Here is a 16,664-nt window from a genome sequence, read left to right on the forward strand (position 1 = left end):
TGTGAATCGGTTCAGTTGTTACGATAATCCGCAACGAGCGCTGAAAACGGGTGGAGTCGATGCAGTGTCAAAAGATGGTAACGTTAGTCGGTCATTCGATCTGCGGTGCCGATTTCCCGACACGACCGCAGGACGGGTCGCGGTCGCGCCGGAACTGACGGACAGTATAGTAACAACTGCAACGATTTACATACTGATCGCACAGCCGTCGTGCGATCAGATGTGCAGTGACGGTCAGTGGCTACTATAGACCGCCTCACTCACTGACGAGTTGTGTCACGACTGGGACTTCGTTGGTGATGATGTCCAGCAGGGGTGAGGTGGACTCGACACGCTCGCGGAGTTTCTCGAGTTCCGCCTCGGATGCATCGGCGGTGACGTGTGCCGTGCAGGTGATGTTCTCGTAGCCGGGACGGACGTCCTCGGAGAGGCCGAGGAAGCCACGAAGGTCGACATCGCCTTCCAGTTCGAAACGAAGGTCATCGAGTTCGATGTCCATGGCTGCGGCGTTCGCAGCGTAGCCGACACTGAGACACGATCCGAGCGCGCCAAGCAGGAGTTCGACGGCGTTCGGTCCCGTGCGCTCGCCTAAAATCTGCTCGGGTTCATCGCCCTGCAGTGTGAACGCACGAGTGTGGATCGTCTCGCCCGCCTGATCGAACTCGTCGATCGTCGTCGTCGCCTTCAACGCGTCTTCCCACTCGGTCTCGGCCCGGAAGCTGAACATGCCGACGTCGGCGTCGTCGCTGATCGCTTCGACGGCCCCCTCGAGCGCGGTAACATCGACACCGTTGATGGTCGTCTTTTCAGTGGTTGCCATGCGACTCACCATCTCACGATACGACGAGCAGCAGCATAATCTAGCTAGACACACTCAGACACGCAGTCAGATCACCCCATTGAACGGAGTGGTCGGCTACGCCCGAAGCCGCTCGAGTCGCTCGAGGGAGTCGGCATCCGACGGGTCCTTGTCGTGACGAACGCCCTGAAATCTCGGGAACCGAAGCGCATACCCTGACGAGTACGTCGGCGACGTCTGGATCTCCTCGTAGCCGACTTCGAAGACGGTTTCGGGCGCGACGTCCACCTCCTGTCCGTTCTCAGCAGTGATATGGGGCTCGAGCAGGTCCGTCAGTTCCTCGAGTGTCTCGTCGGTGATCCCGGTCGCGACCTTGCCGACGGTTTCTAGCTCATCGCCCGCGCGCACGGCGAGTTCGAACGTGCCGAGGAACGTCGCGCGCCGGCCTTCGCCCCACTCGGCTCCCGTCACGATACAGTCGAGCGTCTCGACGTCGGGTTTGCGTTTGCGCCAGTGTTTGCCCCGTCGACCCGGCGAGTACGTCGAGTCGGGATCTTTGAGCATGATCCCCTCGTGGCCGGCCTCGAGCGCGTCATTGTCGATCAACTCGATCGTCTCGGGGTCGTCGGTATGCCAGCACAGAGAGAGGCCGTCGACGGCTGCTGGCTCTTGGTTTGGGTCGTCGGCGAGGAGAGCCTCGAGTCGCTCGTGGCGCGTCGTCAACGACTCGGCGAGCAGGTCGTCGCCGCCGGCGTGGAGACAGTCGAAGAAGACGGGTCGGACCTCGACGTCCTCCCGTGCCTTCGCGACGTCGTGTTTGCGTCGGAAGCGTTTGAGGACCTCCTGAAACGGCAGTGGCGCGCCGTCGTCGTCGACGGCGACGACCTCGCCGTCGAGAATCGCAGGTTCTGCGAGCGTTTCCTCGGCGAACTCGACGACTTCCGGTAAGGCGTCGGTGACATCCTCCATGTTCCGCGAGAAGACACGGGTTTCTGCCGCGTCTGTGCCGTTTGGATCGTGGTGCAACTGAACGCGAGCCCCGTCGTACTTCCACTCGACGGCCGCCTCGTCCCACTCCTCGAGCGCGTCCGTGACGGTTCCGGCCTGTGCGAGCATCGCCTGCACGGGTCGGCCGACCTCGAGGTCCATCGCATCCAGCCCCTCGAGACCGTCGTCACGGGCGACTCGAGCGACCTGCCCGTAGTCGTTCGACACCTGCAGCGCGCGCTCGACGCGTTCGCCTGGCACGTCGAAGGCCTCGCTGATGGCGTCGCGAACGGCGCCCTCGCCGACGCCGATCCGCATCTCAGAGAGGACGAGACGAGCGAGATACCGGGCTTCCACGCTTTCACAGCGGTTGAACAGGCCAAAGAGGAGATCGACTTTCGTGTCGTGACTGCCCGCCCCTTCGGCGGCGGCCAGCTCGGAGAGCGTCTCGAAGCCCTCACGGACGGTCAACGTCTCGCTCGCACCGCCCGCAGTGAACGCACCCAGCCCCTGCTGGCCGCCGAAGTCGTAGCCGGCCGCTACCTCACCGATCTCGCCGACTTCGGCGAGTCGTTCCTCGACGTCGTCGGCGCTGACGTTCGTCCCCGCGGCGCGGGCGATCGCCTCATAACAGGTGTTCGGGCCGATATCGAGCGTCCGCGACTGCCAAGCCGGAAATACCCGGCCCTGCACGAATCGGGCGACGATCTCGAGATCATCGCCTGCGTCCTCGAGCAACTCCCTGACGTGGGCGACGATCTCGAGGTCCGCGGATTCGGCGTCGATCGCAGCGACACGGTCGGCGAACGTGGCGAACTCCATCGGCGGAGAGTATCGCCGGGGGGAGTAAAACGGTTCTGAGAGCGGACGCTGGGGGTACGCTGGCGCTCGTCTGGAGGGACGGATTTAAAGCCGGTCGCGCCCGCAGGGGGAGGTATGCCAGAGGAGGAACTCGCAGCGCGGGTCGCGGACGTGCTGTCGGTCGACGACGAGGAGTTTCGCGAGCGAGCCGAGGCCGACGCCGAGGTGATCAAAGACGCCATCGACGACGGCGTCTTCGACAACCCACAGGCGATCATCGGCCTCGAGTACGAGTTTTACGCGATCAAACACGACGACGGGACGCTGCGGCGGGTGCCGCGTCGCCTCCTCGAACTCATCGGGTTCGAGAAGGAACTCGGCTTGCACAACGCGGAGATGACGACCAGCCCACAGCCGTTGAACGCCTACGGGCTACTCGCCCAGGAGTCGGAGGTCAAATCACGGCTACAGACGGCGCTCGACGTCACCCAATCCGAGCGCATGCGACTGGTCAGTGATGCACTCTGGACGATCCCGCCCGAAGGCGAGGACGCGACGACCTACCTCACCGACAGCATCGAACGGACGATCGCGGGCCCGGACGGGACCGACCAGCAGATCCGCATCGCGACCAACATGAGCGACTCCGCGCGCTATCACGCGATGGCAAACACCGACCGGGCCGACGTCGCCGGGATGCGTATCGACGCCCCACACGTCTCGCTCGAGGCCGACACGGTGATGCCCGAAAGCCTCATTACGTCGATCCAGCCCCATTATCAGGTGTCACACGCCCCCGACCTCCCGCGATACTTCAACTACGCGCTGCGCGTCGCCGGCCCCCTCCTCGCGCTCGGCGTCAACTCGCCGTTTTTCCCGGCCGATCTGTACGACGACGACGCGACGGCCGAAGACGTTCTCGAGGACGGGTGGATGGAACACCGGATCAGCGTCTTCGAGACCATGCTGAACGATCCTGCAACCGGCGAAGGCAAGGTTCGATTCCCCCGCGACCTCGGAACCGTCGAGGAGGCGATCGACCGAATCGCCGACGACGACACTATGGTCCCGATGCCAGTCACCGAGGGCGAACGGTTCGACGATCAGTTCCCCCACTTCCGGCGCAAACACGGCACCTACTGGCGATGGGTTCGGCCGGTGTTCGGCGGGCCAACCCGTTCGGCTGCCAACGCCCGCATCGAGTTTCGGCCGATTCCGGCCCAACCGACCGTCCGAGACTCCATCTCTTTCCTTGCCGCCTTTGCCGGCCTGATGGAGAGTCTCGTTCGCCTCGAGCACCCCGTCGTCGAACTCGACTGGGAACTCGCCCGAGAGAACTTCTATGCGGCGATGCGGGATGGCCTCGAGGCCGATCTGACGTGGATCACCAACGACGGCAAGGAGACGACCGACTGTCTCGACCTCTACGAGGACCTGCTAGCTCACGCCGAAGACGGCCTGATCAACCGCGGCCTCTCCGACGAGCAGGCTGCCAAGTATCTCTACCCGCTTCGGCGTCGGGTTCGACAGGGTGTGACGCCCGCCTCGTGGAAACACGAGCAGGTCAGTGACGCTGTCGCAGCCGGCACACCGCTCCCGGAGGCGATTGCGACCATGCAACGCCAGTACGTCAGCCGGCAAGAGGAGACGCTACTCGAGGGGAGTTTCGCCGACTGGATCGGCGACTGAACTGTTCTCCGGGTCGTTCAGGCAGGGAACAGCTGTCGTCCACGCGGAACGAATCCGAAGATACTTGCCTGACCAGCTGGTCAGTTATGATACTATTGACTGACCAGCCAGTCAGAACCGCGACGACCGACGAGCCCAGCGAGGTGCCCGCTACAGCGCGGTATACACTCTGTCGTCGACTGTTCGCAGTCGGCGTCGGCCGAACGGAGGGCAGCGTCGAATGACGGTTCGAGACCACGTCGATGCGATCTTCAAATCACCCGACGAACTCGACCTCACCTCCGGCGGCATCGCGAAGCCGCTGATCTACCTCTCGATTCCACTCATCATTACGAACCTCTTGCAGGTCACCTACAACCTCGCGGACACGTTCTGGCTCGGCCAGCACAGCACGACCTCGCTTGCGGCGATCAGCTTCGCGTTCCCGATGGTGTTTTTCCTCATCGCGCTCGCACTCGGCGTCTCGGTGGCGGGGAGCGTCCTCGTTGCCCAGTACACCGGTGCTGGCAGGGACGACGAAGCGACGTACGCCGCCTCACAGACGGTGATGTACGCTGTCATCGCCTCGCTTGCCCTCGGTGCCGTCGGCTACGTGTTCGCCGAAGACGTTATCGGGTTACTCGGTGCCTCCGACGACGTCGCGCCGCTGGTCACCGCCTACATGGAAGTCTACTCGCTCGGACTGGTCGCCGTCTTCGGCTTTTTCGTCTTCCTCGCGCTCATGCGGGGCTACGGCGACACCGTCACACCGATGCTCGTGATGTTCGGCTCCGTCGTGCTCAACATCATCCTCGATCCCTTCCTCATCTTCGGGTTCGAGGAGAACCCGCTGTTTGGCTATCTCGGACTGAGCGCTCTCGAGGCCGACCTGTACGCGCTCACCGGCTACACCGGCGCAGGGATCGAAGGCGCAGCGATCGCGACCGTCTTCTCCCGGGCGCTGGCGTTCGCCGTCGGCCTCGCGATCATGTTCCGTGGAACACACGGCGTCCGGATCGACATCTCGCAAATGCGCCCTGACCTCGAGTACGCGCGACGGCTCGTCGACATCGGGACGCCGGCGTCCGTCGAGGGGACGGCACGAGCGCTGTCGATCAATCTGTTGTTGGTCATCATCGCGATCTTTCCGGAGACGGTGGTCGCGGCGTTCGGGATCGGGACGCGGGTGTTTTCGGTCATCTTCCTCCCTGCGATCGCGTTCTCACAGGGGATCGAGACGATGACTGGCCAGAACATCGGTGCCGGAAACCGGGCGCGTGCCGAACGAACGAACCACTTTGGCGCGAAGATCATGCTGGTGGCGCTGACCGCACTCGGCGCAGTCGTCTTCCTCGCGGCCGCGCCGATCGTTTCGATTTTCACGACCGATCCCGCGGTCGTCGACGAGGGCGCAACCTTCCTCCGATACACCGCCCTAACGTTCGGCTTCATGGGCGTGATGCGCGCCTACAGTGGCGGCTTCCGCGGGGCCGGAAAAACCCTCATCGCCGCCGTGATCTCCGTTCTCACGTTGGGCGTGATCCGCTTCCCGCTCGCCTGGCTCGGCGCGGAGTATTTCGGCTCCGACGGCGTCTGGCTCGCCTTCGCCGTCTCGACCGTGATCGGCGGCGTGATTGCCTACGTCTGGTTCACCCGGGTGGAGTGGCTCGACGGCACGCTCACGGACACGGACGGGTCGCCCGGACCCGAAAGCGCCGGCGACACGGCAGGCGACACCGTCGGCGACGACTGAGCGCCGTCGTCCGACCCACGCTCTCACTCGAGCAGTCACCAACCGCGCCCCAACTCGAGACCGGACCCGGCGACGACGGGGCCGCAAGTCATTAAGTACCCACGCTCGAGAGAGTCGGTTATGGTAACGTTCCTCTCAGGGGGCACCGGAACGCCAAAGCTACTCGACGGTGCCGCCGCCGCGTTTTCGCCGGAGGAAACCACCGTCGTCGCCAACACGGGCGACGACATCGAACTCGGCGGGCTGTTCGTCTCGCCGGACGTCGACACGCTGCTCTTTCAGGGCGGTGGGGTGCTCGACCGCGAGACGTGGTGGGGAATCGACGGCGACACGCATCGAACCAACACGGCGCTCGCCGATATCGCCGCCGCAGCCGGACTGCCCGAGGGGCCGCAGTATCTCCCCGAGGACAAACAGACTGCCGGCCGCGAGATTTCGAACTGGCGGCGCTTTTCGGGCACGGCCGAGTTCATGACGATCGGTGACCGCGACCGCGCCGTCCACATCACGCGAACGAGCCTGCTCGATCAGGGGCTGACGCTGAGCGAGGCGACGGGACGACTCGCCGACGCCTTCGGCCTCGAGGTCGACCTGCTGCCGATGAGCGACGACCCCGTCGCGAGCCTCATCCACACCGAAGATGGACTGATGCACTTCCAGGAGTACTGGGTCGCCCACCGGGGCGAACCGTCTGTCGAGACCGTCGAGTTCCGTGGGTCGTCGACCGCAGAGCCCGCACCGGGCGTGCTCGATGCCCTCGAGGACACCGTCGTAGTCGGTCCCTCGAACCCCGTGACGAGTATCGGCCCGATGTTGACGCTGCCGGGTGTGCCCGACACGCTCAGCCAGTCGACAGTCGTCGCCGTTTCGCCGTTTCTCGGCGACGACGCCTTCTCCGGCCCCGCCGGCGACCTCATGGCGGCGGTCGACGCGGAACCGGGCACCGAAGGGCTCGCGACTGCCTACCCCTTTGCCGACGCGTTCGTCATCGACGAAACCGATGACGCCACGCTCGACCGGCCGACAGTCCAGACGGACATCCGCATCGACGCACCAGAAGACGCCGCACGGGTCTCACGGGCAATCAAGGACGCAATCGACCTCGTCGACTGACGCATGTTCAGTCCACCACTCGCACTCGCGAGTCTCAGCGGCGAAGCCGACGCCGACTGGGCCCGTGCCGGAGCCGACTACGCGGGCGCGGCGTTCCTCGGCGGCATCGCCATCGACGACGACTCGAGAGCGGCCGCCCGCGACCTCGTCGCCCGTGATCGCACCGAGTTCCTCCCCAACGATCCGCTCGCGTTCATCGACCGCGAACTCGCCGCCCTCGAGGACGTGCCCATCCAGCCCGCGTTCAACGTCCGGAGCGCGACGCCCGACCCGATCCCCGACGCGGCGCGGGTCTGCCGTGATCGGGACGCGTTGCTCGAGGTCAACGCCCACTGCAGACAGGACGAGCTGTGTGCCGTCGGCTGTGGCGAGATGCTGCTTCGAGATGCCGATCGACTCCGGGAGTACGTCACTCAGGCGGCCGAAACCGGCGCGACCGTCGGTGTGAAAGTTCGGGCGGAGGTCCCCGGGGTCGACCTGCCGGCGCTTGCACAGGGGCTCGAGGCCGCGGGCGCGGCGTTCGTCCACATCGACGCGATGGACAGCGAGTCGGTCGTCCGTGAGGTCGTCGACGCGACGGATCTCTTTGTCATCGCCAACAACGGCGTCCGTGACGCCGACACCGTCCGGGAGTACGTCGACTACGGTGCCGATGCGGTCAGCGTCGGTCGCCCCAGCGACAATCCGGACGTTTTAGCGCGCGTGCTCGCTGCCGTCGAGGAGGCGTACGGCCTCGAGTCGACACCGAGTCGGTAACGGCCAGCCCGAGAGACTCACCGAAAGGACAGTCCTTACATCACGCATCTCGTAGCGAATGCCATGCGAACGCCGGCGCAAAACGCGGAACTGGCACTCTTACTCGAGGTCGCAGGCACGCCCAAACCGGGCAATGTCGACCGCCACCGCGACCTCGAGGGTCTGCGATTCGAACACTTTCTCGCGGGAACAGTCGGTGCCCGCGACGGCCTCGAACTGGCCGAAAACGGCAGTGCGGTCGGACCAGCGTTCGAGCGCGCGATCGAAGGCATGGCCGAACAGGGTGGTGGAAACACCCAGTTCGGGGCGCTGCTGTTGCTCGTCCCGCTGGTCCGGGCCGCCCGAAACGACCTCTCACAGCCGATCGTCGAGGCCGTCTGCGAGGAGACCACCGTCGCCGACGCCGCTGGCTTCTACCGCGCGTTCGACCACGTCGACGTCTTCGTCGGCGAGCCACCCACGGAGATGGAACCGCTCGACGTCCGCCGCGGCAGCGACGCGATTCCCGCACTCGAGGACCGCAGCCTGACGCTGTTCGACGTGATGGACCACAGCGTGCCGGGCGACGACGTGGCTCGCGAGTGGCTAACCGGGTTCGAACGATCGTTTACCGCCGCCGAACGCCTCGCCGACGCCGACGGCCCGCTGACGGACCGCGCCGCGAGCGTCTTTCTCTCCTTGCTCGCCGACCGACCCGACACGCTCGTCGCGAACCGACGTGGCGAGGCCATCGCCAAAGAAGTGACCGAACGCGCGGGCGAGTTGGTCGAACGGAATGCCCTCGAGACCGACCGAGACGCCGTCGAGGCGTTCGCCGACGAACTCGTCGAGCGCGGGGTCAATCCCGGCACGACGGCAGACCTCACGGCGGCCGGGCTGTTCATCGCCCTCGAGCGCGAGGCGATTTCCGTATGAGCGCCGACCGTGGGCACGACGATGACGGCGAGACAGCCGACACCGCCGACTGGCCGGTCTCGCTGTCGGGCGTCACCGAATCCATCGTGACGACGCTCGGGCCGAACGGCCTGTGGAACGCCGCGCCGCTGGGGCTGTTCGCCGACGGCGACGGCGACGGACCCATCACCGCGCGAACGTGGGGGAAAACCCGTACTCGAGGCAACTTCCACCGACAGGGCGAGGGCTACGTCCAGTTCGTCGACGACCCCGTCGTTTTCGCCGACGCCGCACTCTCGATCGTCGAAGGCGAGGAGCCGATCCTCGAGTCCGCGAACGCGTGGACTCGAGTCACCGTCGAGTCGCTCGAGTCGGGCACCGACGACGGAACTGACTGGGAGCGGTGGGCGCTGCACCCCGTCGACGCCGAGATCCGCCGCGAGCGCGTGCCGACGATCGACCGCGGCTTCGGGGCCGTCATCGAGGCCACCGTCGCCGCCTCGCGCCTCGGCGTTGCAGGCTACGACGACGCCGACCTTCGTGAGCGCCTCGAGTACTGCGCGTCGGTCGTCGACCGCGCCGGGAGTCCGCGCGAGCGCAAGGCGCTCGAGCGCGTGCGCGAACACTCGAACTGGTGAGCCCGGAACCGAACGCAACAGCCCCTGTCCTCGGCCGCGCCCGCAGGTTTATGAGGAAAGCCGCGGCCAAGCGAGGGCACATGGTACTTCACTTTAGACAGGCGACAGGCGTCTACGGGAAAACGCTCCCGTTCGTCCTGCTCAGAATCGGCGTCGGCTTGCTGCTTGGCATCGTTTCAGTCCTCTACTTCGGGACCGTCCTCTGGATCGGCCACCGGTTTCTCGAGGCCGGGACGATCTCCGGCTGGATCGCAGCGATCGGATTGCTCATCGCGGTCGGCCTGTTCGTCTGGGGCTGGCGGCTGTTCAGCCGGTACGTGCTGTATCTGGTCAAAGCGGCCCACATCGCCGTGATCGCCCACATCATCGACACTGGAGAGGTGCCGTCGAATCAGCTCCAGTACGGTAAAACACAGGTGACGGACCGCTTTGCGGAGGCGAGCGCACTCTTTGCCGTCGATCAGGTCGTCAAAGCCGTCGTCAAACAGTTCAACAGCAGCGTCGTCTCGTTCTCGCGGCTGTTCGGCACCGTCCCGAGCCTAAAAAAGCTGATTCGACTCGTCGGCAAGGCACTCGCGATCGCAGCTAGCTACATCGACGAAGCGATCATCGCCCACATGTTCATCACCGACGACGACAACCCGTGGCGCTCGGCTCGAGATGGTGTCGTCCTCTACGGGAAAACCTGGAAGCCAGTGCTTGGTTCGACCATGCTGATCGTGCTCGGCCTGTACGCTGCGGCCTTTATCGTCTTGCTGGCGTTGACGCCGATCGCGAGCGTTCTCAGCGGCCTTTCGGCGACAGTCGAAATCGCCGGCTGGATTGTCGTTGGCGGCGTGTTCCTTACCGTCTACACCGGCGTCCTCAAGCCGTGGGTAAAAACCGTCGTGATCACGACGTTTCTCGTGGAATCTCGATCGCAGACGCCCGATAGCGAGACGATCGATCGAATCGCTGACCGATCCGATCGGTTTCAGGAACTCATCGACAACGCCGACGACGAGACGCCGGTCGAACAGTCCCAGCGAACGAACAATCGTCTCACAGTTGACGGACGTCTCTGATCGACACGGCCCGAATCGGAGTCGACACTGGCAGACTCTTCCGTAGCGCCGAAGAGAAGGCATTAAAAGCCTCTGGACGGAATCATCCTGTATGGCAATCAAACCGGCCTACGTCAAGAAGACCGGGAACCTCCTGTTGGAACGGTACCCGGACGCGTTCACGACCGATTTCGAACAGAACAAAGACAGCGTCACGAAGCTCACCACCGTCGAGTCCAAAGGCGTCCGCAACCGCATCGCGGGCTACGTCACTCGCAAGAAGAGCGCCCAGGTCCCTGCGTAAGCACCTTTCTGCCCCGAGTTCGACAAGCGTGTGAGCCGACGGCTTTGCGGTTCGGTACTGTGTCCACGAGCAGCGAAAAGGAAGCGGGGGCGTTACAGAACGTCAGTGGTCGAACCCGGGCTCCATGTAGAACGCGACGACGAGTGCGACGGTGCCGAGGAATCCCGCGAGCATGAGGCCGGCCGACCCGGAGATGATGTTTAACTCGGTTCCGAGGAGTGTCGCCTCCTGATACCCCATCCAGCCGACGGCGACTGCAGCGAGAAAGCTGAGTGCCGAAAGCACTGCGGCACCAGTCTGAAATCGAGTTTCGAACGGCCCGACACCGCTCGAGGTTGCAGTCGAGTTCGTCATCGGGACCACCCCGCGTCCGACTCGAGTCGAACGTGTTGTGCGTACATCGACCGATAGATTTCACTCCGATTTCTTAACCGCTTCTATACGCACCAGCCAAGAAGAGCGACACCACGTCGTTCAAACCGTTGTACGGCCGGAAATCGACTCGCACGGAGCGTGTTCAGTCAGGTTAGACACGGAGACGAGCGACGGAAACCCAAACGGTTTTGCGCTCGCAACTCCGACTCCCGGAAAATGGCAGTACGAGTTGGCGTTCTCGGTGCGACCGGTGCCGTTGGACAGCGACTGATTCAACTTCTCGACCCCCACCCGGAGTTCGAGATTGCAGCATTGACCGCAAGCGAATCGAGTGCCGGCAAGACCTACCGGCAGGCCGCCAAATGGCGCGCCGACAGTCCGATCCCGGACGACGTCGCGGCGATGACCGTCTCCGCGACCGACCCCGACGAGGTCCCCAGCGACGTCGACTTGCTGTTCTCGTCGCTTCCCTCGAGCGTCGGCGAAGCCGTCGAGTCGGCGTTCTGTGAGGCCGGCTACGTCGTCTCCTCGAACTCCTCGAACGGGCGGATGGACGACGACATCCCACTCGTCATCCCGGAGGTCAACGCAGACCACATCGACCTGCTCGAGGTCCAGCGCGACGAGCGTGGTTGGGATGGCGCAATGGTGAAAAACCCCAACTGCTCGACGATTACGTTCGTGCCGACGCTGGCCGCCCTCGAGGAGTACGGTCTCGAGACGGTCCACGTCGCAACCCTGCAGGCCGTCTCCGGTGCCGGCTACGACGGCGTCACCTCGATGGAGATCATCGACAACGCGATCCCGCACATCGGCGGCGAAGAAGACAAACTCGAGACCGAATCGAAAAAGCTGCTGGGCAGTTTCGACGGCGCAGAACTGACGCTCAACGACGTCGAGGTCGGCGCATCCTGTAACCGCATCCCGACGATCGACGGCCACTTAGAGAACGTCTTCGTCGAGACCGCAGAGGAACTCTCCCCAGCGGGGGCAGCCGAGGCCATGCGCGAATACCCATCGGCCGACCTGCACTCCTCGCCTGACCAGCTGATCGAGGTCTTCGAAGACCCCGAACGACCACAGCCACGCCTCGACCGCACCCTCGGCAACGGGATGTCGATCTCTGCCGGCGGCATCCGCGAGTCGACGTTCGGGCTGCAGTACAACTGTCTCGCCCACAACACGATGCGCGGTGCAGCCGGCGCCAGCGTGCTTAACGGCGAACTGCTGCTCGAGAACGGCTACCTCTAGACCCCTCGATCGACCCGCGGGTGAACGATCGACTCGAGAATCCGCGGAGACGGCACACTCCACGTCTGGACGCGTCCAGACGACGATCTCGTTTTTCGAGTCAGCGAATCGATCCTGTACACGTTGGCAGCGTATACAACCGTGTTCGATCCCAAGCGAGGGTATGTTGCCACTCGTCTCCGAGCCTGAATCCCTCTCGACCCTGCAGTCGACGCCCGCCACTGAGACGGACCCAGCGACCGATCTGCTCGCCGATCAGCAACGCCGAACTGTCCTCGAGTATCTCGTCGAACACGACCGACCGGTCTCGCTAGTCGAGCTCGCAGAGTACGTCACACTCGAGCAACGAGGGCACCCAAGCGGCGCACTCGCCGCGACCGGTGACGCCCTACTGGGGACGCGCAGACGCGTTCAGCTCTCGCTTCGACACGTTCACCTCCCGGCGTTAGCGGCGGCCGACGCCATCGATTTCGATGTCGACACGAACACCATCTCGCTGCGGGAGATTGGAGCCGAGTTGCTCATCCGACGCTGAGACTGTTGTAACGATGTCCCGTGGATCGACAGCCACGGATCGGCGATGAGCGGCAAATAGTTACAGCAATCCGTCTCAGTCGTCGTGGGGCAGGGCAACGACCGGAACAGACGCTTCAGTAATGAGACGCTGTGCGACGTTGCCGGTGAGCAGTTGCACGAGCTGACTCCCCTCACGCGGGATGAAGGCAACGGCGTCAGCGTTTCTGTCTGCCGCCTCGGAAAAGATCCGCTCGACGACATCGGTCCCGTAGAGCACATCCGTTTCAATCGTCGTCTCAGTCGACTCGAGTGCCCGTCGTGCACGGTCGAAGATTTCATCGGCGTACTCCTCACGCCGTTCCATCGGAGCTTTATCAGGCACGCCACCGCCTTTCTCGATCACGTTGACGACGACAACCGTACTGTGTGGCCCGAGATGCGGTTTGAGCGCTGCAGCCGTCCGTTCGCCGTCGTCGGGGTCAGCCGCGGGAACGATGACCGTTCCGTCGAACGAAAGCGTCATCGTCGCTCCCCCACGTGTGTCGCCGTCCGATCACGAACACACAGCCGAACACAACCGAGCAGCGCTGATCGTTCCATACCCCGGCTTCGTGCTATCGCATAAAAAAGCTGCAGTTCTCGATGACCGACCCGTCATCGAGATGGTGCGTTCACGGCATCACCTGATTCTCGAGCGTTGCGCTCGGGTCATCGGCGACCCGACGAACGTTTTCGGCGACGATGTCGGCGAGTCGCTCGTAGTACTTCGGCGTGTGTCCCGCATTGTGGGGTGTGATCTGGACGTTCTCGAAGGTCCACAGCGGATGGTCTTCTGGCAGTGGTTCGGGATCGGTAACGTCCAACGACGCACCACGGATCCAGTTCGAGCGCAGCGCGTCGACAAGCGCGTCGGTGTCGACGACCGGCCCGCGGGCGATATTGATGAGGACGGCATCAGGATCGATCGTCACGAACGCCTCGTGGTCGACCAGGCCACGCGTCGTCTCCGTAAGCGGGCAGGCAAGGACGAGATAGTCGGTCCGAGCCAGTGTCTCGTCGAACGCCTCCCCGTCGAAGCCGAGTACCTCGTCCGTCGGGCCGCCTTTCTCCGGGGAGTAGCGGACGCCGATCGTCTCGACGCCGAACGGCTCGAGTCGCTCACAAACTGCCTGTCCGATCGCCCCTAACCCAACAATCGTCACCGTCGATCCCTGTAGCTCGTGGGCCTTATAGTGGCGCCACTCCCGCCGACGCTGCTGGCGCGCACCGACGTGAAAGCAGCGCGCAAACCGAAGAATCGCCCCGAGAACATGTTCGCCGATGTTCGGGCCGTGTACGCCCGATGCGTTCGTGACCGTGACGTGTCGCTGCTCGAGTGTGTCGAGCGGGAGATGACCAGTCCCTGCGTAGGCACATGCGAACACCTCGAGGTTCGCCGCCGCAGAGAGCAGGTCCTCGTCGAGAGTCATGCCGGTGACAAAACGCGCATTCTCGATTGCCGCACGCTCTTGGGCGGGTGTGCGCGCGAGTTCAACCGTCGTGTTCGGCAGTCGCTCCCGGATCGCAGCCGCGTACTGCTCGACTGGCATCCCGTGCGTTCCGTTCCGAAGGACGAGGACATCCGGCGTCTCTGTCTCAGCGTCAGTCATGTACACTCCCTCGGACGGTGCCATCAAAAGGGTTCGTCTCTCAGCCGCCTTCGGGGGAGCCATTCAGACGGTCTGCTGTCCCGATCGAGGTCGGAACTCGGCGGGCCGTGCCGACAGCAGTCCGTCTCAAAAGCGACACGCCTATGAGTCGTGTGATTAGACTGGTTCGAATCACGAGCAGACCGTGACCTGCAACTCGACGGCACCGTCGACTGTGTTTCTGACACGAATTTCACGCAGTTTAATACGGGTGACAGACTCCCAATGGAGTATGGAACGCGTTGATGTCGCGATCGTCGGTGGCGGTCCTGCGGGCGCATCCGCGGCCGAACGGGCCGCTGCCCACGGCGCTGAGACCGTCCTCTTCGAACAGGGCGTCCCGCGCGAAGACCGCGATGGACTCGGCCCCGACTCGACCGACGCCGCCGGCATGCTCGACTACTGGATCGACATTATGGACTTCGACTACCGGGAGGTCCCCGACGACGTCATCCACCGGGAACTCGAGGCCACCGAATTCGTCGGTCCCAACAGTAGTGTCACACTGACGACGACGGGAATAGACGCCACGTACCCGAAGTTCGGGTACACCTTCCACCGCACGCGCATGGATGACTGGCTCTACGACCGCGCCGCAGACGCCGGTGCCGACCTCCGTGTCGGCACGGGTGTCAAAGACCTCGAGACCGATCTTCGAGCCTCGAGTTCGAACGGCCCAACCCACACGCTGACGCTCTCGAACGGCGACCAGCTCGCCGCACAGTACGTCGTCCTCGCCGACGGGCCACAGCGCCGGATCACCCTCGACGCACTCGACCAGTTCACTGCACCCGGCCGCAGCGTCTCCGACTACCTCTCGCCGCCAGACGCGAACCACATCGCCTATCAGGAGTACCGTGAGTTCCCCGAGGAACTGTTCGCAGAGTTCGAAGACACCCTCAAATTCTGGTGGGGCTACATGCCCGGCGAAACCGCCTACCCCTGGGTGTTCCCCAACGACGGCACGGTCGCCCGCGTCGGCCTGACGATGCCGATTGGTATGCGACTCGAGGACGTTGCCAACCCCGACTCCTATGCATTGCTCGATCCCTCCGACGAGCAGCTGCCGTCGGGTTCGGAGTACATCACCCGCCTGCTCGAACAGGAGTACGGCGACGAGTACGACATCGAAGCCGACATTCCCATCGTTGAGGACCGTGGCAAGTCGAACGGGACAGAAACGTACCCGATCTCCTCGACGCGACCGATCGACTCACCCGTCGGCGCGAACATCGCCGTCGCCGGCGGCGCAATGGGGACGACATCCGCCTTCCACGAAGGCGGTTACCACGTCGCCGTCCGGACGGGGAAAATCGCCGGGAGACTGGCCGCAACCGACTCGCTCGAAAACTACAACGACGTCTGGAAACGCGCGATCGGCGACGAAATCCGTCGGAACGTCTCGTTCGCCGATATCGTCAAAGACTACGAACCCGACGACTGGGACTGGGCGTTCGACGTCATCAATCAGATGCAGGGAACCACAACTGACAACGTCTTACTCAATCAGCGCTACTCCGCCGGCCTCGATGCCTCCAAGATCCTCTTCGCCTACAAAAAGCGGAAGTTTGCGTACCGCAACGGCGGCTACGTCCAACTGCGCGAAGACGAGTACTTCTACTGACTCGAAATCGGCCAGCAAATCCGACCAGCCACTCGGTTTGACAGCCTACCTAGACTCACGACACCGTTCTCGAGTCGTCTTCGCTCGGATGACACGCTGTTGTCGCCGCTCATTGAAAGCGTTAAACCATCCACTCACGTAATGCAACTGCGTGCCTTTAGTCCCCGTCCGAGCTTACCCATTCGGGTGCGATGACAGCACGGCGAACCCGGGCACGCAACAGTCATTCGGTGGGCTTCGCCTACCCGTCCGAGGATCGAGACTCCTCCGCCCGGCACGAGGGTTAGCCAGCTGACGCGGCATGCCGCCACGGGATGAGGCTGGACGTTAGTGTTCCGGGTGACACCGTTTCTGAACACATGAGTGACATGGATAGCAAATACCGAGACGTGTATTATCACTATGATATAAATACGAAAACCCCCAGCGAGCCATAGCCGTGGCTCACTGAGGG

16 protein-coding genes are annotated in these 16,664 nt (G+C 63.8%); 11 read left to right on the plus strand and 5 right to left on the minus strand.

Going from position 1 to position 16,664, the window contains the following annotated elements:
• Positions 1-256: 256 nt before the first annotated feature.
• Positions 257-820: an OsmC family protein gene (locus C495_RS14655; RefSeq protein ID WP_008164265.1), complete on the minus strand. Its 564-nt coding sequence runs from the start codon at positions 818-820 to the stop codon at positions 257-259.
• 96 nt (positions 821-916) lie between these two features.
• On the minus strand, positions 917-2,608 hold the full coding sequence (ligA, locus tag C495_RS14660) for an ATP-dependent DNA ligase LigA (RefSeq protein WP_008164266.1): 1,692 nt from the start codon (positions 2,606-2,608) through the stop codon (positions 917-919).
• A gap of 114 nt (positions 2,609-2,722) precedes the next feature.
• Between ligA and C495_RS14665 the strand changes: the two genes are divergently transcribed.
• From C495_RS14665 to C495_RS14700, 8 genes are all read left to right on the plus strand, one after another.
• On the plus strand, positions 2,723-4,276 hold the full coding sequence (locus C495_RS14665; RefSeq protein WP_008164267.1) for a hypothetical protein: 1,554 nt from the start codon (positions 2,723-2,725) through the stop codon (positions 4,274-4,276).
• 220 nt (positions 4,277-4,496) lie between these two features.
• Entirely contained in the window at positions 4,497-6,008 is a 1,512-nt protein-coding gene (locus tag C495_RS14670; RefSeq protein ID WP_008164269.1) for an MATE family efflux transporter, read from the plus strand.
• 120 nt (positions 6,009-6,128) lie between these two features.
• Positions 6,129-7,121, plus strand: coding sequence for a 2-phospho-L-lactate transferase (cofD, locus tag C495_RS14675; RefSeq protein WP_008164271.1), 993 nt, complete (start codon positions 6,129-6,131; stop codon positions 7,119-7,121).
• A 3-nt stretch (positions 7,122-7,124) separates the two neighbouring features.
• Entirely contained in the window at positions 7,125-7,877 is a 753-nt protein-coding gene (locus tag C495_RS14680; protein ID WP_008164272.1) for a tRNA-dihydrouridine synthase, read from the plus strand.
• 63 nt (positions 7,878-7,940) lie between these two features.
• On the plus strand, positions 7,941-8,792 hold the full coding sequence (locus tag C495_RS14685) for a triphosphoribosyl-dephospho-CoA synthase (protein WP_008164274.1): 852 nt from the start codon (positions 7,941-7,943) through the stop codon (positions 8,790-8,792).
• Entirely contained in the window at positions 8,789-9,409 is a 621-nt protein-coding gene (locus C495_RS14690) for a DUF447 domain-containing protein (RefSeq protein WP_008164277.1), read from the plus strand. Before C495_RS14685 ends, C495_RS14690 begins: the two co-directional genes overlap by 4 nt.
• Before the next feature lie 80 nt (positions 9,410-9,489).
• Positions 9,490-10,473, plus strand: coding sequence for a hypothetical protein (locus C495_RS14695; protein WP_008164280.1), 984 nt, complete (start codon positions 9,490-9,492; stop codon positions 10,471-10,473).
• 91 nt (positions 10,474-10,564) lie between these two features.
• Complete coding sequence (locus C495_RS14700) at positions 10,565-10,756, plus strand: 30S ribosomal protein S17e (RefSeq protein ID WP_008164282.1); 192 nt, start codon at positions 10,565-10,567, stop codon at positions 10,754-10,756.
• A gap of 102 nt (positions 10,757-10,858) precedes the next feature.
• Here the strand turns inward: C495_RS14700 and C495_RS14705 are convergent, their stop codons facing one another.
• A complete protein-coding gene (locus tag C495_RS14705; RefSeq protein ID WP_008164284.1) occupies positions 10,859-11,110 on the minus strand; it encodes a hypothetical protein in 252 nt (83 codons plus the stop codon).
• Positions 11,111-11,347: 237 nt separating this feature from the next.
• Here C495_RS14705 and asd point away from each other — a divergent pair, with 237 nt between their 5' ends.
• Positions 11,348-12,382, plus strand: coding sequence for an aspartate-semialdehyde dehydrogenase (gene asd / locus C495_RS14710; RefSeq protein WP_008164286.1), 1,035 nt, complete (start codon positions 11,348-11,350; stop codon positions 12,380-12,382).
• 163 nt (positions 12,383-12,545) lie between these two features.
• Positions 12,546-12,917 (plus strand): DUF7344 domain-containing protein, encoded by a 372-nt coding sequence (locus C495_RS14715; RefSeq protein ID WP_008164288.1) that lies wholly within the window; start codon positions 12,546-12,548, stop codon positions 12,915-12,917.
• A 75-nt stretch (positions 12,918-12,992) separates the two neighbouring features.
• Here C495_RS14715 and C495_RS14720 read toward each other — a convergent pair whose 3' ends face one another.
• Together C495_RS14720 and C495_RS14725 are read right to left on the minus strand one after the other, a co-directional pair.
• Positions 12,993-13,421, minus strand: a complete 429-nt coding sequence (locus tag C495_RS14720; protein ID WP_008164290.1) for a universal stress protein — start codon at positions 13,419-13,421, stop codon at positions 12,993-12,995.
• A gap of 148 nt (positions 13,422-13,569) precedes the next feature.
• Complete coding sequence (locus tag C495_RS14725; RefSeq protein WP_193788016.1) at positions 13,570-14,547, minus strand: D-2-hydroxyacid dehydrogenase; 978 nt, start codon at positions 14,545-14,547, stop codon at positions 13,570-13,572.
• Positions 14,548-14,818: 271 nt separating this feature from the next.
• Between C495_RS14725 and C495_RS14730 the strand changes: the two genes are divergently transcribed.
• Entirely contained in the window at positions 14,819-16,210 is a 1,392-nt protein-coding gene (locus tag C495_RS14730; protein WP_008164292.1) for an NAD(P)/FAD-dependent oxidoreductase, read from the plus strand.
• Positions 16,211-16,664: the final 454 nt, after the last annotated feature.

Source organism: Natronorubrum sulfidifaciens JCM 14089, assembly GCF_000337735.1.
Taxonomy (GTDB): Archaea; Halobacteriota; Halobacteria; order Halobacteriales; family Natrialbaceae; genus Natronorubrum; species Natronorubrum sulfidifaciens.